The sequence below is a fragment of the Acinetobacter sp. YH12069 genome, from assembly GCF_013419675.1.
GTDB lineage: Bacteria > Pseudomonadota > Gammaproteobacteria > Pseudomonadales > Moraxellaceae > Acinetobacter > Acinetobacter amyesii.
The window spans coordinates 15,391-36,836 of record NZ_VOZS01000010.1 but is presented as its reverse complement, the minus strand read 5'-3'; the positions used below and the strand labels follow the sequence as shown (position 1 = coordinate 36,836).

The 21,446-nt window shown below is 41.9% G+C and carries 19 protein-coding genes; 15 read left to right on the top strand and 4 right to left on the bottom strand.

All coding sequences use genetic code 11. From position 1 onward, the window contains the following. Positions 1-12: 12 nt before the first annotated feature. Both clpP and tig read right to left on the bottom strand, forming a co-directional pair. Positions 13-618, bottom strand: a complete 606-nt coding sequence (clpP, locus tag FTU16_RS08980) for an ATP-dependent Clp endopeptidase proteolytic subunit ClpP (protein WP_078192707.1) — start codon at positions 616-618, stop codon at positions 13-15. 194 nt (positions 619-812) lie between these two features. Beyond that, entirely contained in the window at positions 813-2,144 is a 1,332-nt protein-coding gene (gene tig, locus FTU16_RS08975) for a trigger factor (protein ID WP_180163106.1), read from the bottom strand. Positions 2,145-2,417: 273 nt separating this feature from the next. Here tig and FTU16_RS08970 point away from each other — a divergent pair, with 273 nt between their 5' ends. The 10 genes from FTU16_RS08970 (at position 2,418) to FTU16_RS08925 (ending at position 14,589) form a co-directional block, all read left to right on the top strand. After that, complete coding sequence (locus FTU16_RS08970) at positions 2,418-4,628, top strand: TonB-dependent receptor domain-containing protein (protein ID WP_180163105.1); 2,211 nt, start codon at positions 2,418-2,420, stop codon at positions 4,626-4,628. Positions 4,629-4,929: 301 nt separating this feature from the next. Then, positions 4,930-7,218, top strand: a complete 2,289-nt coding sequence (locus tag FTU16_RS08965; protein ID WP_180163104.1) for a catecholate siderophore receptor Fiu — start codon at positions 4,930-4,932, stop codon at positions 7,216-7,218. A 97-nt stretch (positions 7,219-7,315) separates the two neighbouring features. Continuing rightward, complete coding sequence (locus FTU16_RS08960) at positions 7,316-7,999, top strand: Fe2+-dependent dioxygenase (protein ID WP_180007181.1); 684 nt, start codon at positions 7,316-7,318, stop codon at positions 7,997-7,999. Continuing rightward, positions 7,996-9,096: an alpha-hydroxy acid oxidase gene (locus FTU16_RS08955; RefSeq protein ID WP_180109018.1), complete on the top strand. Its 1,101-nt coding sequence runs from the start codon at positions 7,996-7,998 to the stop codon at positions 9,094-9,096. The genes FTU16_RS08960 and FTU16_RS08955 overlap by 4 nt, the downstream gene beginning before the upstream one ends. Positions 9,097-9,359: 263 nt before the next feature. Continuing rightward, positions 9,360-11,057: a 2-isopropylmalate synthase gene (gene leuA, locus FTU16_RS08950; protein ID WP_111884051.1), complete on the top strand. Its 1,698-nt coding sequence runs from the start codon at positions 9,360-9,362 to the stop codon at positions 11,055-11,057. A 104-nt stretch (positions 11,058-11,161) separates the two neighbouring features. After that, a complete protein-coding gene (locus FTU16_RS08945; RefSeq protein WP_168377871.1) occupies positions 11,162-12,322 on the top strand; it encodes a homoserine O-acetyltransferase in 1,161 nt (386 codons plus the stop codon). Continuing rightward, on the top strand, positions 12,322-12,915 hold the full coding sequence (gene metW / locus FTU16_RS08940) for a methionine biosynthesis protein MetW (RefSeq protein WP_067763682.1): 594 nt from the start codon (positions 12,322-12,324) through the stop codon (positions 12,913-12,915). Before FTU16_RS08945 ends, metW begins: the two co-directional genes overlap by 1 nt. Continuing rightward, on the top strand, positions 12,912-13,502 hold the full coding sequence (locus tag FTU16_RS08935) for a tetratricopeptide repeat protein (RefSeq protein WP_078189669.1): 591 nt from the start codon (positions 12,912-12,914) through the stop codon (positions 13,500-13,502). Before metW ends, FTU16_RS08935 begins: the two co-directional genes overlap by 4 nt. A gap of 104 nt (positions 13,503-13,606) precedes the next feature. Beyond that, a complete protein-coding gene (gene rdgB, locus FTU16_RS08930; protein WP_180055642.1) occupies positions 13,607-14,230 on the top strand; it encodes an RdgB/HAM1 family non-canonical purine NTP pyrophosphatase in 624 nt (207 codons plus the stop codon). Positions 14,231-14,295: 65 nt separating this feature from the next. Then, positions 14,296-14,589, top strand: coding sequence for a hypothetical protein (locus tag FTU16_RS08925; protein ID WP_180124483.1), 294 nt, complete (start codon positions 14,296-14,298; stop codon positions 14,587-14,589). 36 nt (positions 14,590-14,625) lie between these two features. Here FTU16_RS08925 and FTU16_RS08920 read toward each other — a convergent pair whose 3' ends face one another. Then, positions 14,626-15,507 carry a permease gene (locus FTU16_RS08920; RefSeq protein WP_180021189.1) on the bottom strand — a complete coding sequence of 294 codons (882 nt, stop codon included), beginning with the start codon at positions 15,505-15,507 and terminating at the stop codon, positions 14,626-14,628. A 141-nt stretch (positions 15,508-15,648) separates the two neighbouring features. Here FTU16_RS08920 and tatA point away from each other — a divergent pair, with 141 nt between their 5' ends. The 4 genes from tatA to FTU16_RS08900 all read left to right on the top strand — a co-directional run bounded on the left by tatA (position 15,649) and on the right by FTU16_RS08900 (position 19,564). Continuing rightward, positions 15,649-15,870 (top strand): Sec-independent protein translocase subunit TatA, encoded by a 222-nt coding sequence (gene tatA, locus FTU16_RS08915; RefSeq protein WP_168377874.1) that lies wholly within the window; start codon positions 15,649-15,651, stop codon positions 15,868-15,870. A 12-nt stretch (positions 15,871-15,882) separates the two neighbouring features. Continuing rightward, positions 15,883-16,359, top strand: a complete 477-nt coding sequence (tatB, locus tag FTU16_RS16625) for a Sec-independent protein translocase protein TatB (protein ID WP_180163103.1) — start codon at positions 15,883-15,885, stop codon at positions 16,357-16,359. Further along, the gene (gene tatC, locus FTU16_RS08905; protein WP_180163102.1) at positions 16,356-17,126 is read left to right on the top strand and encodes a twin-arginine translocase subunit TatC; all 771 of its coding nucleotides are present in this window, start codon (positions 16,356-16,358) and stop codon (positions 17,124-17,126) included. Before tatB ends, tatC begins: the two co-directional genes overlap by 4 nt. A gap of 221 nt (positions 17,127-17,347) precedes the next feature. Next, a complete protein-coding gene (locus tag FTU16_RS08900) occupies positions 17,348-19,564 on the top strand; it encodes a PhoX family phosphatase (protein WP_180163101.1) in 2,217 nt (738 codons plus the stop codon). Positions 19,565-19,606: 42 nt separating this feature from the next. Here the strand turns inward: FTU16_RS08900 and FTU16_RS08895 are convergent, their stop codons facing one another. Further along, the gene (locus FTU16_RS08895; protein ID WP_180163100.1) at positions 19,607-20,386 is read right to left on the bottom strand and encodes an NRDE family protein; all 780 of its coding nucleotides are present in this window, start codon (positions 20,384-20,386) and stop codon (positions 19,607-19,609) included. Between the two features lie 93 nt (positions 20,387-20,479). Here FTU16_RS08895 and lgt point away from each other — a divergent pair, with 93 nt between their 5' ends. Further along, complete coding sequence (gene lgt, locus FTU16_RS08890; protein ID WP_180088993.1) at positions 20,480-21,292, top strand: prolipoprotein diacylglyceryl transferase; 813 nt, start codon at positions 20,480-20,482, stop codon at positions 21,290-21,292. Positions 21,293-21,446 lie beyond the last annotated feature (154 nt).

Sequence of the window (21,446 nt, the reverse complement as noted above, 5' to 3'; positions counted from 1 at the left end):
ATTCTTTAAAACTTATGGGCGTTTAGATAAAACTTCGTCCACAAGACCGTATTCTTTCGCAGCTTGCGCTGTCATAAAGTTGTCACGGTCAGTATCTCGAGCAACAGTTTCGTAGTCTTGACCACTATGCTCTGCCATTAAACGATTTAAACGTTCTTTGATGAATAGAATTTCACGTGCATGAATTTCAATGTCAGATGCCTGACCACGGAAACCACCGAGTGGTTGGTGAATCATGACACGGGCATTTTCAAGACAGTAACGTTTGCCTTTAGCACCGGCGTTAAGCAGGAATGCACCCATCGATGCTGCTTGCCCCATGCAGTAAGTCACAACATCAGGTTTAATAAATTGCATGGTATCGTAAATCGCCATACCCGCAGTAACCGAACCGCCTGGTGAGTTGATATATAAATGAATATCTTTATCTGGGTTTTCTGCTTCTAAGAACAACATTTGGGCAACAATCAAATTTGCCATGTTGTCTTCAACTTCACCGGTTAAAAAAATCACACGTTCACGCAAAAGGCGTGAATAAATATCAAAAGAACGCTCGCCACGAGATGACTGTTCTACCACCATTGGCACTAGTGCGTTTTCAATTGTTGGAACATACATACGTTATTTATTCCTAAATTTTTCTGACTCAACCCATAATTCACAATATGAGGGATATTTGTCGAAATTGCAAAAGATTCCCAATTAAATAACAGATATTTTTTTCATAAGCATTGTGAAATCAGGACAACTTATTTGGGGGCAAATTTCGATAAAAAAAGGCGCTTAATGCGCCTTTTTTTGAAAGCTAGAAATTAGCCTTGTTGACGAGCTTGTTGCTCTTTCAATAAGTCTTCATAGCTCACAGTTGTATCAGTTACTTTAGCAGAAGCTAAGATGTGATCTACAACTTGGTCTTCTAGAATAACAGCTTCGATTTGAGCACGTTGCTGTTTATCGTTGTTGAAGTATTCAATTACTTCTTTAGGATCTTCGTAAGAAGAAGCCATGTCTTCGATGTAAGCATCAACACGTGCAGCATCAACTTCAAGTTTAGCTTCAGCCAATACTTTGCTTACTAATACGCCAAGTTTAACTGATTTTTCAGCTTGCTCTTTGAATAGGTCATCTGGAAGCATGCTTGAATCAAACGCTTTAGCGCCTTGAGCACCAAACTGTTGAGTGAATTGTTGGATCATTTGTTGACGTTGACGGTCAATTTCTTGAGCAATCATTGCTTCTGGAAGTTCTACTTCGTTTGCAGCTACAAGTGCATCAAAAGTTGCACCTTTCACTTGGTTACGAAGACCGTTTTTCACTTCACGTTCCATGTTTTTACGAACGTCAGCTTTCAGTTTTTCAACGCCTTCTTCTTCAGTTAGACCGAAGATTTTTAAGAATTCAGCATCAACTTCTGGAAGTTTTTGTTTTTCAACAAGCTTAACAGTGATTTTGAACTGAGCAGCTTTACCAGCAAGGTTTTCAGCTTGGTAGTCTTCAGGGAAAGTTACGTCGATAACTTTCTCTTCGCCTTTCTTCATACCAACGATGCCGTCTTCGAAGCCAGGGATCATACGACCAGAACCAAGTACGAGTTTAAAGTCTTCAGCAGCGCCGCCTTCAAACTTCTCGCCATCAACAGTACCTTCAAAGTCGAAAGTTACTTGCATGTCTTTTTTAGCCATGCCTTTAGTTTCAGCCCATGAAGCACGTTGTTTTTGAAGATTTTCAATCATCTTCTCAACGTCTTTGTCGTCAACTGAAGTTGCTTTACGTTCAACTTCTAGGCCTTCGAACTTAACTTCAACTTCTGGATAAACTTCTACAGTTGCTTCATAAACTAAAGCATCATCTTTCATTTCAGTTTTTTCAATGTTTGGCATACCAACAGCATTGATTTTTTCTTGTTGGATCGCTTCGAATACTGTGTCACGAATGATGTCGTTTACAACTTCTTGATAGATACCAGCACCGTATTCACGACGAACAACGTTTACAGGTACTTTACCTGGACGGAAGCCGTTGATCTTCACAGTTTTGGCAGTGCGTTTCAAGCGAGCTTCAAACTGCTCGTTAATACGGCTCGTCGGTACAGATACATTTAAACGACGGGCAACGCCCGAAACCGCTTCAGAAGTTACTTGCATGGCTTCCTCGATAATTTGTTAGTTAAAACAGTTTTAAAAAAAAGTGCCACATTATATGACAACAATTAAAGATATACAAAAATGGATTATAACACTATAAATTCAGGCATGGATGCCCTTCTTATTTTTAGAATTTTTCAGCTTTTCTTGCATAAATATTGATTATTTTTTAATTCATCATTGCAAATGAGAAACTTTCTCACTATTATTCTTAATGCTATATTTTTTAATTTATTTTCATATATTTATCTCGTCCATACTTGGAATTCTTTTATGAGTAACTTTAATCTCAACCCACTTTCCACTGCTTTAATTGGGGCAATTGTAACCACTGCGAGTTTCACACATGCTGAAACGGCTGAATCTCAAGCTCAACAGATGGAGACCATTGTTGTTTCTGCAGCGGGCTTTGAACAAAAGATCAAGAATGCTCCTGCTTCAATTACCGTGATTACGGCTGAAGACTTAAAAAATAAACGAATTACATCCGTTGCAGATGCATTAAGTGATGTAGAAGGTGTCGATATTAGCCCTACAGCAGGGAAAACCGGCGGATTAAATATTCGTATTCGTGGTATGGACGCCGAATATACCTTGGTTTTAATTGATGGCCGCCGACAAAATAGTACAGGTGACATTGCCCCTAATGGATTTGGTGAGTCGAATAATAGTTTTATCCCCCCTGTTTCGGCTATCCAACGCATCGAAGTCATCCGCGGACCAGCTTCTACTTTATATGGTTCTGATGCAATTGGTGGTGTAGTCAATATCATTACCAAAAAAGTTTCACCAGAATGGACAGGTTCGGTCACGTTAGAAGGCACAGTACTGCCAAATCACTCAGACTTTGGTAACCAACGCGCTGTCGATGCATTTTTAACAGGGCCAATCATTCAAGATTTATTGGGCTTACAAATCCGTGCACGTAAAGCGGAACGTGATCAATCAGATTTAATACGTAGTGATGACGATGATACTGGTGCTGAACTTAGTGGCGGAAATAGCCCAACTAAATCTGATCTAGAAACTATCGGTGCTCGCTTAACCCTGACACCGCACAGCGACCATGATATTTCAGTTGAATATGAAAAAACTGAACAATGGTATGACAATAGCAAAGGTCAATTAGGGACGCTTGGCGCAAACGGTGGTTATGGTGATGCTCAAGAATATAACCGTGAGAAAATGATCCTCGCACATACTTGGAATAATGCTATTGGTAAACTTGAGTCAAGTATTATCAATACTCAAACAGAAACGGTTGGACGTTTAATTCCTGCACGTGCACAAGGGATGTCAACAGCCATCACTCCTCGTGTGTTAGAAAGTGAAGATACGATTTTTGATACTAAATTTACCACTCAACATTTTGAAGACCACCGTATTACTCTAGGCGGTCAATGGTGGGAAGCCAGTATCAGTGATGGTTTACGTGTAAAAAAAGAAGTTTCTTTTGAGCAATTGGGTCTATTTGCCGAAGATACTTGGTCGCTGAACGACAATCTAGCATTAACAATTGGTCTTCGTTATGACGACCACGATACGTTTGGTGATTTTTGGACGCCACGTGCATATTTGGTATGGAATGCACATGAAAACTGGACCTTCAAAGGCGGATATAGTGAGGGTTATAAAGCCCCACGTTTGGAACGCTTAACTGACGGTGTGGTCAATGTCAGTGGTCAGGGTCGTACACCAACTTTTGGTAACCCAAATCTAAAACCTGAAACCAGTAAAAACTTTGAATTTGGTACATATTTCTCAACCAATCATAATTTTGACTTCAACGTTACGGCTTTCTTTAGTCAAATCGAAGATAAGATTATGACGGGTAATAAGGAAATTAGCTGTAATACTGATAACACAACGACTTCGGGTATTAATTGGTCTAAAGCTGACTGTGAAGCTTTCATGGCATCGGTTGGAACGCCATGGGTGATGGATTATAACCGTGGCACAGCAGACTCATGGAATGTGACTCGCCCTGTGAATGCCGAAGAAGCTGAAGTCTATGGTATTGAAGCTGGTTTAAACTGGGCATTTGCCGATAATTGGAAATTTGGACTGAACTACACGTGGACTGAAACTGAAATTAAAGATAGCAGTTTAGGCAATCCTGTACTTAATGACACACCAGAACACATAGTTAATGCGTCGCTTAAATGGCAAGCTGCTGACTTTATGAATTTATGGGCGCGTGGTGAGTATCGAAGTGAACGTGCACGTTTCACCTCAACCTATGACAATCTAACTGCAGCGAATCAACAGGTTTATGATGCCCTTGGTGACTACAAGGAATACGCATTATTACATGTCGGTTCAAACTTTAATGTCACGCCAAACTGGGATATTGGTGTTGCTCTGTACAATGTCTTTGATAAAGACTTTAACGATTATGAGAAAGTCGCAAATAGCTATTACAACCGTTATAGCAATACTCAAGAAGGCCGCCGCGTACAATTAAGTACAACCTTTAAATTCTAAATAACACTTTATAAAAAAACCTGCTTCGGCAGGTTTTTTTACATCAACAATTTACGATTTATTCTTATTTAATTCATAATCATGGCTATATTTGTAATCTCAATCAATTACAAACCAATAATATGTTTTATCAATACTTAATAAAAAACAGATACTTAATTAATACTTGTTATATCATTACATTAAATAGGGCTATCACGATACGATTATTTATCGTGAATAACAATTACATAAAGATGTAAGAACAAATAAGAATCATTATTATTCGCATACAAATTCACTACTCCGAATCGGGTTCGAAATGGCCTTCATTAAAACACGTAAGAAAATTGTTTCTACAGCGATTGCTTCATCACTTTCAATCATTGCAGGCAATGTAATGGCTGAAGAAAAAGCTGTCCAACTCGAGACGATTAATCAAACTGTAAATAAAGAGAATTATAAAGTAGAAAAAGCGTCTTCAGATAAGTTTACGCAATCTCAACTAAATACGACTCAGACTATGGCCATTATCCCTGAGAAAGTATTAAAAGAACAAAATGCAACGACCCTAACAGAAGCACTTCGAAACGTTCCTGGTGTCGGCACATTCTCCCTAGGTGAAAACGGACGAATGAATACTGGTGATGCTGTTACCATGCGTGGATTTGATACAGCAAATAGTATCTTCATCGATGGAGTACGTGACTTGGGTAACGTTACTCGAGACATGTTTAATTACGAACAAATTGAAGTATTTAAAGGCCCTGCTGGTACAGATAATGGTCGTACAGCTGCCTCAGGTTCAATTAATTTATCAACAAAAGAAGCAAAACTTCAAGACGCTAACAATGCAACTCTTGGTTTCGGCTCAGATGAATATTACCGAGCAACTGCGGATATTAATAAAGCAATAAACGATACAACGGCCATCCGTTTTAATGCCATGGGTGAAAACTCAGACGGTATTGGTCGTGACGGTGTTGAAAATGAAAAATGGGCTGTTGCACTTTCAGCAGGCTTTGGTTTAGGCACAGATCTTCGCTTTTTCTTAGACTATCTACATATTGAACAAGACAATGTCTTGGATGGTGGTATCCCAACTGTAGGTTTACCAGGGTTTGATGCAAATAAAAGTACGAATGCAAGTATTAAAAGTCTTGCGCCATATCTAAATAGCCATAAAGTTGATACTTCAAATTATTATGGTGCACCTGAAGATTTTGATGATGTCACTGCGGACATGGCAACTGCTCGTTTAGAGTATGATTTATCAGAAAATACGAAAATCAAAAATACTTCTCGTTGGGGCAAAACAGAGCATCAATATTTAACGACATTCTCAGGTAATGCCTTCACTACAACGTCAACTGACCTGAATGATCCTACTGCGATGCGCGTTTCAGGCAGTGCAAATAATAGTGATACTGAAAATGAAATTATAACTAACCAAACTAGCTTGGTTACAAGTTTCAATACAGGTCGCTTAAAACATGATGTCAGTACAGGGGTTGAATTTACACGTGAAGAAATGAAAACACGTGGTTGGACTGCTACGGTTACCGGTACAAGTTCATTGTATAACCCACAAGGCACTGTACATACCGCTTTAGTCAGAAATACCAATGGTAATGGTGATTCTGAAGCTCAAATGGATACCTACTCTATTTTTGCCTTCGATACTATTGAAATTTCACCACAATTTTCTGTGAATGGTGGCGTTCGTCTAGATCGTTATAAACTTGATGCCGATACATTTGTGAATACGGCTGCTTCAGGTCAACCGGCAAATTATGTTGCACAAAGCTTTAAAGATGACGGCAACCTATTCAACTGGAAAGTTGGGGCACTATATAAACCAACTGAAAACGGTGGCTTGTATGCTAACTACGCCATCCAACAACAAGCACCGGGTACTATTACAGGTGGTGACGGTATTGGTAATGCCAATGCATTTGCCCCATCTGGTTCAGCGAGCAGCAATAACAACTTAGATCTTGATCCTCAAGAAATTGAAACCATTGAAGTTGGTGCTAAATGGGAATTTTTTGACAACCGTTTACTCTTAACAGGTGCACTTTTCCAAACTGAACTCACAAATGAGTTGGAAAAAGATGGTGAAGAATACTACCAAACTGGTGAAAAATCAGTTAAAGGTGTTGAACTTGGCGTGATTGGTAACTTAAATGACAATTGGCAAGTTATTGCTGGTTATACACATCAAAAAACAGACATTAAAAATGTAACCCAAGCTGCGAGTAACCAGCAAGTTTCAGCAGATGGTTCAAGTAATATGCCATTTACGCCTTCTGATGCATTCACATTGTGGACGACCTACAATATGGATAAATGGAGCATTGGTAGCGGCGCGCGTTACAATGGTGAAATGACTAAAAACAAAGATGGCAATCAGGTCGGTCCTGCTGTCATCCCTGACTACTGGGTATTTGACTCAATGGTTAGTTACCAAGCAACACCAAATGTAGGGATTCAATTCAACATCAACAATTTATTTGATGAAGACTACATTAACAGCATCAACCGTGGTGGATTACGTTACATCGCAGGTGCTGAACGTAACTATCGCTTAACATTTAATTTTAAGTTCTAAATTAAATATTCTAAAAAAAGCCTTAATCTTGTATTAAGGCTTTTTTATTTATGCTTATCTTATGTAGATTTGATTAAAATTAGATTAAGGTTAAATTATGCTTCTTCATGTCCCTCATGTCCTTTCAAAGCAACACGTTCAAAGCATCAGACAAGCGATGAACCAAGATAATCAGTGGGTTTCAGGAAAAAGTTCGGCCGGAGCACAAGCTCAAAACATCAAAAAAAATTTACAAATCAATTCAAACAGTCAGCTCTATCAGCAGTTAAGTCAGCAAGTATTACCGCAAATTAAAGAAAGTCTGCTCATTCAATCTTTTGCATTACCTAAAGAAATCTTGCCTCCGCTTTTCAATTGCTACCAAGATACCGGTCACTACGGTAATCATGTCGATAATGCAATCCATTACTATCATGAAAAAAATATAACTGTGCGTACAGATGTCTCAATGACCATTTTTTTATCAGAACCCGATGAATATGAAGGTGGTGAACTGATCATTGAGGATACTTATGGTGAACATGAAGTTAAGTTAGATGCTGGCGATGCAATTATTTATCCAGCGACCAGTCTACATCGTGTTGAACCTGTGACTTCAGGCTCCCGTATAGCAGCTTGTACTTGGGTACAAAGCATGGTCAAAGATGATTGGCAAAGAAGCATGCTTTTTAATTTAGATCAGACCATTATGCAATTACGACAAAATTTAGGCGATAGCAAAGAAATATTACAACTGACGAATCACTACCATAATCTTTTACGTCAATGGGCAGTTCTATGAGTCAACATTCTCCATTGCAACCACTGACTCAGATTCCTGCTCATTTACAAACCATTGCCGATTACGAAAAACAGGCTGAACTGCACCTGTCACACATGGTGTGGCAATACCTACAAGGTGGTTCTATGGATGAACACAGTGTACGTGGCAATTTGTCTCAGTTTGAACAGATACAACTTCTACCACGTATGCTCAGAGATCTGACCCAAGGTCATACCCAAATCGAAATCTTAGGGCAACGTTTCCCGCACCCTATTTTTGTTGCCCCGATCGGACATCAACAACAATTTCATCCTGATGCTGAAGCTGCAACAGCCCTCGCCGCCGAAGTCCTTGGCAGCAATATGATCCTCAGTACGTTTACCAATACAGATATGCGTGAGTTAAAGCAGGGCAATCCATTCAAATGGTTCCAATTGTATTGGCAAGGTGAGCGCGAAAAGTCATTATCACTGGTCAAAATGGCAGAAGCACATGGTTTTAAAGCGATTGTGGTGACCGTTGATTCTCCACATTCAGGAATTCGTGACCGAGAGAGACATGCGTTTTTTGAACTTCCTAAGTATGAACCGCAGCCTCATCATTTTATTCAACAACCTCAAAGCAAGCAAAATGAACACCCATTATTTCAAGGTCTGATGAAAATCGCGCCGACATGGGCGGATATCCTTTGGCTCAGTCAAAACACCTCATTACCGATTATTTTAAAGGGCATTGTTAGTCCACATGATGCTGAACTTGCCCTGCAACACGGCGTACAGGGCATTATTGTGTCGAATCATGGTGGTCGAGTACTGGATGGTTGCATTCCCCCACTCATCGCCTTAGAACTGATTAAAAAAGTTGTGCCTCAGGATTTCCCAGTTTTATATGATGGTGGTATTCGTCGTGGTTCAGATGTGTTTAAAGCGATAGCCTTGGGTGCATCTGCCGTATTAGTTGGACGTCCTTGCATTTATGGTTTAGCTACAGCGGGCGCTTTAGGTGTTGCCCATGTACTCAAAATACTGAAAGAAGAATTTGAGATTACGATGGCATTGATGGGAACAGCCACCGTCGATGAGATCAATAAAGATTATATTTTTCAAAAAAGCTAATTTTATAGAAAAATATTTTCTAGTAATGGCATCTTGACGCAAAAATAGGAAATTATTTCCGGAATATATGGACTAATATTTAGTTATACATTTACGAGCTTACGGTAAAGCTAAGTCATGTGAATCTTTACGGATTTATTTCGACTTTCGACTAAAGACTCCGAAATTAAACTTGTAAATTGCTAGAATAGACACAATCTATATAAGTAGTACCTTGCCGTTTATCCACGACATTTATCCACGGTGCTATAAGGAGTTTTCACATGATGTTGGCAGATCCAAGCAAAAAATACCGTCGCATGTACCAACGTGTAGACTTACCAGACCGTCAATGGCCAAATAACGAAATCAATAAAGCGCCGATCTGGATGAGTACCGACCTTCGTGACGGTAACCAAGCGATCTTCGAGCCAATGAACATTGAACAAAAGTTTAAAATGTTCCAAATGCTTGTGAAAATTGGTTTCAAACACATTGAAATCGGCTTCCCTTCTGCATCACAAATCGACTTTGATTTCACGCGTTTGTTGATCGAAGGCGGTCATATTCCTGATGATGTGTACATCGAAGTTTTGGTTCAAGCACGTGATCATTTGATTCAACGTACATTTGAATCATTACAAGGTGCAAAACGTGCCATCGTGCATATCTACAACTCAAACTCGCCAACATTCCGCAATAAAGTGTTGAATGTTGACGTTGCTGGTGCAAAACAATTAGCGATTAATGCCGCAACGAAAGTCAAAGAATACGCTGCAAAACAGCCTGAAACTGAATTTGTATTCCAATACAGTCCAGAGTGTTTTACTGCAACAGAATTAGAAGTTGCTAAAGATGTCTGTGATGCGGTCACTGAAATTTGGGAAGCATCTCCAGAGAACAAAGTGATTTTAAACTTGCCTGCAACGGTTGAAGTTTCAGGTCCGAACGTCTATGCAGACCAAGTGGAATGGATGCACCGTAACATTCAACGCCGTGACGGTGTGATTATTTCTGTGCACTGTCATAACGACCGTGGCTGTGGTATTGCCGCTTCTGAGTTGGCCATTATGGCTGGTGCTGACCGCGTCGAAGGTTGTGTGTTTGGTAACGGTGAACGTACAGGTAACGTGGACGTTGCAGCGATTGCATTGAACATGTATACCCAAGGTGTTGCGCCAAACTTAGATTTCTCAAACATTAACGAAATCATTTCAATCATTGAAGAATGCACAGGCTTGCCGGTACACCCTCGTCATCCGTATGCTGGTGATTTGGTCTTCACCGCGTTCTCTGGTTCACACCAAGATGCCATTAAAAAAGGTTTCGAGTTCCAAAAGAACGAAGAAATGTGGGATATGCCTTATTTGCCAATCGACCCGAAAGACTTGGGCCGCGACTATGATGCCGTGATTCGCGTCAACTCACAGTCTGGTAAAGGCGGTATTGCGTACTTGTTAGAATCAAATTACAACGTGGTGTTGCCTCGTCGTATTCAAATTGAATTCTCGCAAATCGTACAGCAAAAAACAGATGAAGACGGTACTGAGATTTCTGCGCAAGCGATCTGGTCATTGTTTAAAGACACTTATGTGGCTGCCAAAGATACGCATTATGCGGCGAAAAACTACCGCTTACATGATGAAAATGGCAAACAAGTCATTGAGCTTGATGTCGAAGTGAACGGTGAGATCCAGCAATTACGCGGTGAAGGCAACGGCCCAATCTCTGCCATCTTAAATGCCTTGCAGTTACCGATTGATGTCTTGAACTATGAAGAACGTAGCATCAGTTCAGGCGCACATGCTAAAGCCTTGGCGTTGATTGAGCTTCAAGTGAAAGGTACAGGTAAGTCTGCATTCGGCGCAGGTGTGCATGACAACATCGTGACCGCATCTATCGAGGCGATTATTGCCAGCACTAACCGTTTAATTGAACAAGGTGTTTTGAGTACTGAACAAGTGATTGCTGCTGCAGTCTAATTCAATGCTATAAATATCAAATAGCAATAAAATGACTTTTGAAGGATACCCTCAAGTGGTATCCTTTTATTATTCATACTAAAGATTTAAGGCGAATTATTCCTGTGTCTTTTCCAGCTGACTCAGTGGGCTTAGTTACCCCACAAAAGTTTATTTTTGAAGAGCCGTTAGAGCTCGAATGCGATCGCATACTCCCACGTTTTGAGCTCATGGTTGAAACTTATGGCGAACTGAATGCAGACAAATCCAATGCAATTTTGATTTGTCATGCACTGTCAGGCCATCACCATGCTGCAGGTTATCATCATGAAGATGACCGTAAGCCGGGTTGGTGGGATGCATGTATTGGACCAGGCAAAGCCATTGATACGTCAAAATTCTTTGTCGTAGCACTAAATAATATTGGCGGCTGTAGCGGTTCTACTGGACCGACCTCTCCAAATCCTGAAAATGACAATCGCCCTTATGGTCCTGATTTCCCATTAGTGACTGTCCGTGACTGGGTCAAAACCCAAGCCATGTTATCTGATCGTTTAGAGATTCAGCAGTGGTATGCGGTGATTGGCGGCTCTTTAGGCGGCATGCAAGCTCTACAATGGTCTGTGGACTATCCAGATCGTTTACAAAAGTGCGTGATTATTGCCAGTACACCAAAACTGTCTGCGCAAAACATTGCCTTTAACGAAGTGGCGCGTCAGTCGATTTTGTCTGACCCTGATTTCCATGATGGTCGCTATTTAGAAAATGATAGTTATCCTAAGCGAGGTTTGATCTTGGCCCGTATGGTCGGTCATATCACTTACCTCTCTGAAGAAGCCATGAAACAAAAATTTGGCCGTGACTTAAAGTCAGGTAAATTTATGTATGGCTTTGACGTCGAATTCCAAGTCGAAAGTTATTTGCGTTATCAAGGTGAGCAATTTAGCCGTAACTTTGATGCCAATACCTATTTGATCATGACCAAGGCTTTAGATTATTTCGATCCATCACGTGAATATGAGCAATCATTAAAAACCGCGATGTCTAAAACCAAGTGTCAATTTTTAGTTGTTTCATTTACAACGGACTGGCGTTTTACCCCTGCTCGTTCGCAAGAAATTGTAGATGCATTAATTAGTAATCATAAGCCTGTGAGCTATGTGGATATTGATGCTGAACAAGGTCATGACTCTTTCTTGTTCCCGATTCCGTTATATGTGAAAAGCTTACGTGCATTCCTAGGCGGTGTAAAACACCTGCAAGAAACACCGAAGGAGACCAACTAATGCGTATTGATCATCAACTGGCTGAACGTTGGATTAAACCAGATTCAAGCGTACTCGATTTAGGGTGTGGTGACGGTGAACTGCTTGCACATATGAGCAAAAAGCACAATATTCGTGCATATGGCTTAGAAATTGATCAAGAAAAGATTGCAATTGCGGTCAGTCGCGGGTTAAATATCATCCAACAGGACTTGAACTTAGGTTTAAGTCGCTTTGCCGACCAGTCTTTTGACTATGTGGTTATGGCACAAGCCTTGCAAGCTGTAGATGCACCAGACGTTCTTTTAAGAGACATGGTGCGTGTGGGGAAACAGGCCATTATCACCTTTCCAAACTTTGCACATTGGAAGACTCGTTCTTTCCTTGCATTAAAAGGAATGATGCCTGTTTCAGACGCGTTACCCTATATGTGGTATAACACGCCCAATATTCATTTATGTACTTTCCGTGATTTTGAAGCGCTGTGTGCTGAAAATAACATCCGGATTATTAACCGACTTGCCGTGAATGGGGATCAACAAGATAGTTTACTGAGTAAACGTCTCCCAAATCTATTTGGTGAAGTCGCAATTTATCGAGTGAGCGCTCTATGAAAAAATTATTATTAAGCACGACGCTACTGATTGGACTTTTTAGCATACAAGCCCATGCGGATTATGTTGCTCCATCATCTTCAGTTTCTAGCCAAGCTGCACAATATTCAATTATGGATATTCACAGCTTAAGTAAAGCTGCTAAAGCAGGTCAGCCTGGTGCTCAGTTTTACTTAGGCACTAAATATCAACAAGGTAAAGACGTTGCAAAAGATGAACGTCAAGCTTTTGCATGGTACAAAGCTGCTGCCGATCAAGGTTTATCTGCAGCTCAGCTCAATGTGGGTCGTATGCTCGCTGATGGCATTGGGACTAAAAAAGATGAAGCGCTTGCTCGTCAATATTTCGAAAAAGCAGCCAGCCGTGGTGATAACCGCGCAAGCTTTAACTTAGCCATGATGGAAGAGCAAAAGAAAAACTACATGGGTGCATACCAATGGTATGAGCTTTCTACTCGTGATGGCATGCTCGACAACAAAGTGATTAGCTTGTCTGAAGGTAAGAAAACCGCTTTGGCAGCCAACTTAAGCCAAGACCAAATTCGTCAAGCACGTGACCGTGCAGACAAATGGATTCAAGCGCAATAAGTTTTTTGAATCTTAAAAAGCACCTTCGGGTGCTTTTTTATTGCCTGTCAGCCACAGCATCTTGTTAAAATAGCCTCAAATCTTGTTTTATGGTGAATATTCACATGGCTTCAACTGATTGGTTATCTCAAGGCACTTTGGTGCTTGCAAGTAATAACAAAGGCAAAATTGCAGAATTTGAAAAAATGTTTGCCGAGCTTAATCTTCCTGTTGAAGTGATTCCACAAGGTCAGTTGAACATTGAAGATGCCATCGAAGACGGTCTAAGCTTTGTTGAAAATGCCATTATCAAAGCGCGTCACGCATCGAAAATTTCAGGCAAGCCAGCCATTGCAGATGATTCTGGCATTTGCGTTCCTGTACTCGGTGGCGCACCAGGGATTTACTCTGCGCGCTATGCAGGTGAACATGGCAATGATGCCGCTAACAATGCCAAGTTGCTTGCTGACCTCAAACCACTCCGTAAAGAGGGTGAAGCCATCGAAGGGATGTTTGTATGTGTCTTGGCTTTGGTCCAACATGCAGAAGACCCACTCCCACAAATTTTCCAAGGTGTTTGGCGCGGTGAAGTGATGGAAGCAGCACGTGGTGAAAATGGCTTTGGCTATGACCCACTGTTTTGGCTGCCAGAACTGAATGTTTCTAGTGCTGAATTATCAAAAGAAGAAAAAAATAAAATCAGCCATCGTGGTCAGGCGATGAAATTATTTAAAGCAAGTTTGAAATAATTTAAATTGGAGTTAATCTTAATGCCAAAGATTAACTCCAATCCCTGAATAAAAATAGAATAATTATGGCACTTCAACCGATACAGATCATATGCAACGCATGTCATCACACCTCAACTGAAATCCCAACACGCTCTTTTCTTGGTTTTCAAAAAATAAGCTGCCCTCATTGCCATGTGCAACTAACCTACCCGCTCACCTCAGGCTTTCGTGCCACCTACGCTATTTTTGCAGTGTTGATCGTACTGTCGATCATGCTTAATCTGTCGCAAGGTCAGGTTGGATTTCCAGGCCTGATAGGTATCGCGATGATATATGCCCTCGTGCGTGATTGGCAGATTCGAAAACAGCTCAAGTAGTCACCCTTTGTGGGCATCTATAATTCACTTTTCATTTTAAAGCGAAAAAAGATGCAAAATTAACCCATATATACTAACGACGATGCAGCTCATAATCGTGCCTGAAGCAATATAACGCGCCGAAGTGCCTGTTCCTTGATAATGCGTTTCTAAAGCCACAATATTCGCTGCAGGGGGTAAGCAGAACAGCATAAACATCACCCCAATATATTTCTCGATCTGGGGAATCGGAAGAAAGGCATAACTCAAACTACAGATCACCGCGCCAACGGTGAGTTTCATCGCATAAATACGACTACTGTTCATCAGATCACGCCATTGTACCTTGGTTTGACGCAGCCACATGCCTAAGACACACATCCCCGTGAAACTCATTCCAATTTTTGCAGCTTGATAGAGCCAATCTAAGATCTGATGTTCTTCTAAATGCTGCAGTCCAACTATTCGACAGACGCCTGCAATCATCAAGGCAAATACAGGGGGAGACATCGCCACTTTTTGCATCACGCTCGACCATGGTAATTGGGCTGAACTGACGGCTGTCACGGCCCACATATTGCCAAAGATAGAGCCACCGACATACAGAGCCACCATCGCTGCACTAATTTCAGGGCCAAACAGTGCTAAGGCAAAAGGAAAACCCAGCCAAGCCAAGTTCAAATAACTGACACACAAGGCACGTAAACTATCTTTTAACAGCCAGCGAAATAAATAAAACATCAGCACGGCAACACTAAAGCTAAAGAGCATGAGCGCTAAACTGCCTGCTTGATAGAACACCATGTTGTAGATGATTACGGCTGGAATAAAACAGCGTGCAAGTAAGCTAGAGAAAATCGATTTGAGCGATGCGGTTCCTGATAATGATGCCAATCCGAGACCACTTAAAAAACCCAATATCGGAAGAAGAAACGCCACTACACCACCCTCACTGCTCAATCCATGCATAGTAACACTGAACATAAGCTTCGCGGCTGTCTTTAAACTGCAACATCTTGGTCACTTCACTGTCATCTACAACTGCTGAAATGTTGTGCAGACCAACAAGAGGATAACAAGATGGCTGGACTATCGATTTGGCATGTACTGATTTTTGCAATTGTGGTGATTTTACTCTTTGGTACATCAAAACTAAAAAACTTGGGCAAAGATGTCGGCGGCGCTGTCAAAGATTTCAAAAAATCGATGCGTGATGAAGACGCAGCAAAGACACAGCTTAATGAGCCTCGCACGCTAGAGCATGAAGCTCAAAATAAAACCAATTCCTCAGTTCAAAGCTAAGGAGTTGTCATAATGCTTAATATTGGTATTAGCGAATTACTGGTGTTCAGCATTATTGCGCTGATCGTACTTGGCCCGGAAAAACTGCCTGAAGGTATCCGCTTTGCAGGTAAATGGTACGGGAAAGTTAAACGACTGATCAGTAACGTGCAAACAGATATTGATCGTGAGCTTCGCATGTCCGAACTTCGTGAAGAAATGCAAAAAGAAATGCAACGTATTCAACAGCTCGAAGCGCGTATGCAAGCGCAGATGAATGAATTGCAACAAACGCAACACCCCATAGAACAGACTGCGCAAAAACAACAAGAAGCCGTCCTACCTGACAATAAAAATTTATCCCCACGTTATCAGTACATCGAACGTGGTCAGAGCACGATCTTTGCCATAGTTACACCCCAAATGAAAATAAAGCACGAAATTAAAACAGATCAATCTGCTGCATTAAGCTCGACCGATGCATTAGCAGAATATCAGGTGGCCGTATGACAGATCTTTCACTGAATAATTCACAGAACACTGTGCCTGATTTGGAAGAAATGCCGATCACCAAACATTTGGTGATTTTGCGTCGGCATTTGATCAAAATTACAGGACTTATTTTGATTCTGTTCTTTTGTTTACTACCCTTTGCCAATCAAAGCTATCAATTGATGTCAGAGCCTCTGCGTGCGCAGTTGCCGATGAACTCATCCATGATCGCAACGGATGTGACCGCCACCTTTATGGCGCCGTTTAAGCTAAATTTCTTTGTCGCGCTTATGCTCGCGATGCCTTTCGTGATTTATCAACTTTGGGCCTTCATCAAACCTGCACTGTATGAAAAAGAGCGGCATTTGGCGATGCCCTTATTATTCGGCAGTATCGTCCTCTTCTATGCCGGTATTGCCTTTGCCTATTGGGTTGCCCTGCCGTCCATCCTACATTTTTTTATGAGTGTTTCCCCTGAAACAGTCGCCCCTATGACTGACATCAATAGTTATTTAAGTTTCTGCTTAAAGCTATTTTTGGTGTTTGGACTGACCTTTGAAATTCCTATCATCACGTTAATTTTGATTTTGATCGGGGTGGTGTCTACTCAAACCTTGGTGGAGAAGCGTCGTTTTATTATCGTCGGCTGTTTTTTTGTCGCCATGTTTTCCACGCCACCCGATGCGCTTTCGATGATCATGTTGGCCATTCCCATGTGGATGCTGTTCGAGCTAGGTTTATTTTTTGGCAAGCTGATTGAAAAACGACGTGCATCTGCAACTTAAATAGACATATGTTTCGACAATTTTGGTGAGTTTTACACCTAAGAGGCTGAGATAGCCTCTTTTTTTATGCGCCCATCTTAATGTTTTGCAATTTTCACGCCGTGAAAGCCAAACGCCTATTTCATCAGTTTGCAACATTAGCTTCAAAGCATTGTCATATTTTATCGATAGTTTTATGTGATCAACTTTTACCCAGCACACCTTTGCCAGGATTTAAATTCATGACAAACATGCCATATAACGAAGATCAAGAACTTGATAACAACACTTCGGATAACCTTCATTTTCGTGACATTTTAGAACAGCGCATCAGCCGTCGTAGCTTGATTACCAAGACTGCGAGTGGTGCAGTCGCACTTGCATTAGCATCTTCATTAACGGGGTGTAATGATGACAATGACTCAGGTTCAAATAGCAATACCAAACCACCTGTCACTGATCCAAATCAAAAACCGACCAAGTTCAATTTCACACCAGTGAAAAAGAATTTAGACGATATCGTGACTGTTCCTGAAGGCTATCAAGCGCATGTGCTATATGCGATGGGTGACTCGATTAACCCTGCATACCCAGCGTGGGATGATAACAATGTTCCTTCTGGCCCGAGCTTCCAATTCCGCTCTGGTGACTGCCATGACGGTATGAGCTTCTTTGGTTTAAATACCACCTCTGGACGTTATGATGCCAAACAGTCTGACCAAGGTTTGTTGGTGATGAACCATGAATACATCAACCCGACCTTCTTGCACCCGCAAGGCCCAACCAAAGTGGAAGGTCGTCGCCCTGAGGATGAAGTTATCCGTGAAGTCAATGCACACGGTGTTTCTGTCATTCAAATTGAAAAAGACAGCAAGACTCAAGCCGTTAAACTGGTACAAAACTCTCCATTTAACCGTCGTATTACCGCATCGACCGTAATGGACTTTAAAGGCCCTGTTGCAGGCTCAAGCTTAGTTTGCACGAAATTTTCAACCAATGGCCAGCAAACCCGTGGTACACACAACAACTGCGGTAATGGCTATACCCCGTGGGGCACTTACCTGACGACAGAAGAAAACTTCATTGGTTACTTCGCTCGTGCAAAAGACGATGATGCCAAACGTAGTCCGGCTGAAATTGTGGCACTCAACCGTTATGGCCTAAAAGCGGGTGCGAACTCGCGCTATGGTTGGGAAACAGCGATTGGAAGTAATGAGTCTCAAGATTTATATGACCGTTGGTCGGCGAATGTTACCGGTACTCAGGCAGCAGAAGATTATCGTAATGGTCCAAACACCTTTGGTTGGATTGTCGAAATCGATCCATTTGACCGTCGTGAAAACCCCGTAAAACGTACAGCACTGGGTCGCTTTGCACATGAAGACTGCCGTGCAAGTCGCTTACGTGAAGATGACAACCTCGCGTTTTACATGGGTGATGACTCACGCGGTGAATACATCTATAAATTTGTATCCGACCAAAAATGGAATAAAAAAGATGTCAACGGTGGCTATGCTGCAGGTGACAAATACATGAACAACGGTAAGTTATACGTTGCCAAATTTAACAATGACGGCAAAGGTCAATGGATTGAATTGAGCTATAACGTCAATGGTTTAAACCAAAGCAACAGCGTGTATCCGTTTAGCTCACAAGCAGATGTGCTGACCTTCGCACGTCTTGCCGCAGATGCTGTCGGTGCTACCAAAATGGACCGTCCTGAATGGGTCGCTGTACATCCAGACAATGGTGAAGTCTATGTGACCCTCACCAATAACTCGAACCGTGGTACAGCACATGCACTTGATGCAGCCAACCCTCGTAACTACACCGACCCAGAAGGTGGTAAAGGCAACGTCAACGGTCATATTATCCGTTTCCGTGAAGATGGTGATACAACCACAGCACTCAGCTTTACTTGGGATATCTACCTGTTTGGTGCTGAAGCAAAAATGGCGAGCAACATTAACTTATCTGGTCTAAATGACAACAATGACTTGTCTTCACCCGATGGGATGTGGTTCGACCCACGTGGTGTGTTATGGATTCAAACCGATGACGGTGCTTATACCGATACCACCAACTGTATGATGCTTGCTGCACTTCCAGGTCAAGTCGGTGATGGCACAAAAGCTACGACCTCATCGGGTCAAGAAACCATTGTGGGGGCAAAGCTGAATGATGAAAACTTACGTCGCTTCCTGACTGGACCAAAAGAGTGTGAAATCACAGGTGTGACGATGACACCTGACTACAAAGCGATTTTTATCAATGTGCAACATCCCGGTGAAGATTCAGCATCCTATTCTGAACCGACCAGCCACTGGCCTGCATCACAAACCAATGCAGCAGCCACCTCACGTCCACGTTCTGCAACCGTTGTCATCACCCGTAAAGATGGTGGTGTGATTGCTGGCGAAGCGGTAGAACAAGCTCAGCCAACACAAAAAACCGCATAAGACACCTCTAAAAAAATAAGCCGACGAATCGTCGGCTTTTTTTTATGGCTTTAAATGCACTTCTATCTGGGTGATCTGTCCTTGTTGCTCACCCTGCTGCTGTTTTTCCTGCCAATGCCACTGTGAATCCCGTATACATAATAAATTTGAACAGCGGGTGCCATACACTGGACTTTGAATAAAGGTTGAAGACAACAAATGTTCCATTTCCGCCTGAATCCCAGTATTGGGTAACAATGCTGGAATGATTTTACGTTCATCTTCCAAAATATCCCACGCAGCGGCGTCTATATCCGCCTGTGGTTGCTGGCTTTGTAGCATCGGCAAAAATTCTTGCGTGAAACGTTTGCGTAAATGTCGGGTCTTTTCCCAATGTTCAGTCATTAAACCATTAGATGTGACATACACCCCTTTGGCTAAGACTTGTGGCCCTTCACCGCGATTACTCATATAAACGGCTTGAGTGGCATCGCCAACGAATAAATTAAAGCCAGCATAATTACATTGGATTTGTTCCAGTGCTTGCGCAAACCGAATGGGCGTTTGCTCAGATTCTAAAAATTGCTGAATCAAAGCGCCACGTGAAGTGGGATATGTGGTCTGATCACGACCATCACGAAAATTGGTCACAATCGCCCAACGCCCTTGAGCGGTTATCCCCATCCATGTTCCACCAGACTGTAAGTCCTGCCCTGCAATAATCGGACTATCTACCCATTGCTTTAGGCCTGCCGTCGGTCGATGATAAAACTCATCACGATTCGAAATCAGGCAGAGTGGCATGTCATCCAAGACCTGCCAAGCAAAAGCCACAATGCACATATTCAACTCTCAATATCTTTACACATTGAATGTACAACATTTTTCAGCACATTCAGCTAAAATCTGTGCAAAACATAATGACAAGGAACAGCAATGCTGACATATCCAAATATCGACCCTGTGGCGATATCACTGGGGCCACTACAAGTTCACTGGTATGGTCTGATGTATTTATTGGCCTTTTTATTTGCATGGGGCTTGGCAAGCTACCGCGCAAAACAACGTGACGGCTGGAACGCAGAAATGGTCTCTGACCTGATTTTCTACGGTGCATTAGGTGTCGTGATTGGTGGACGCTTTGGCTATGTCTTCTTTTATGGTTTCGATCAGTTCCTTGCCAACCCATTGTGGCTATTCCAAGTTTGGACAGGCGGCATGAGCTTCCATGGCGGTTTCCTTGGTGTCATGATTGCCATGTTACTGTGGTGCAAGAAATATAAAATGACTTGGTTCCAGACCCTCGACTTTATTGCACCCTGCGTTCCGACAGGCTTAATGTTTGGTCGTATTGGCAACTTTATTGGTGGCGAACTATATGGTCGTGCAGTGACTGACCCAAATTTTGCTTTCGGTATGATCTTCCCAACCGATCCACTTCAGTTGGTGCGCCATCCGTCGCAGCTTTATCAAGCACTCTGTGAAGGTTTAATTCTGTTTATCGTGCTGTGGTGGTTTAGTTCAAAACCTCGTCCACGTTATGCCGTTTCAGCCTTGTTCCTTATCGGATATGGTATCGCACGCTTCACCGTTGAATTCTTCCGTGAGCCGGACAATGGTCAACTGTTCATTGGATGGATGAGTAAAGGTCAGTTCCTGACGGTTCCGATGATTCTGATTGGCCTATGGATGATGTGGTATGCCTACCAGAAAAAAATCTATGACTGGGGTCCACAAAAAAGTCATTAATATTTTCTAAATGTCTTTAAGCAAGCGAGGTTTAAGCCTCGCTTTTTTATGCGCTGAAATTTACTCCTTCATACGCATTTACTGCACATGAAGTGACTGAATTAGACAACTGATCTGTGCTAAAGTTTATTCAGCTTATTTTTAAACTATCGAT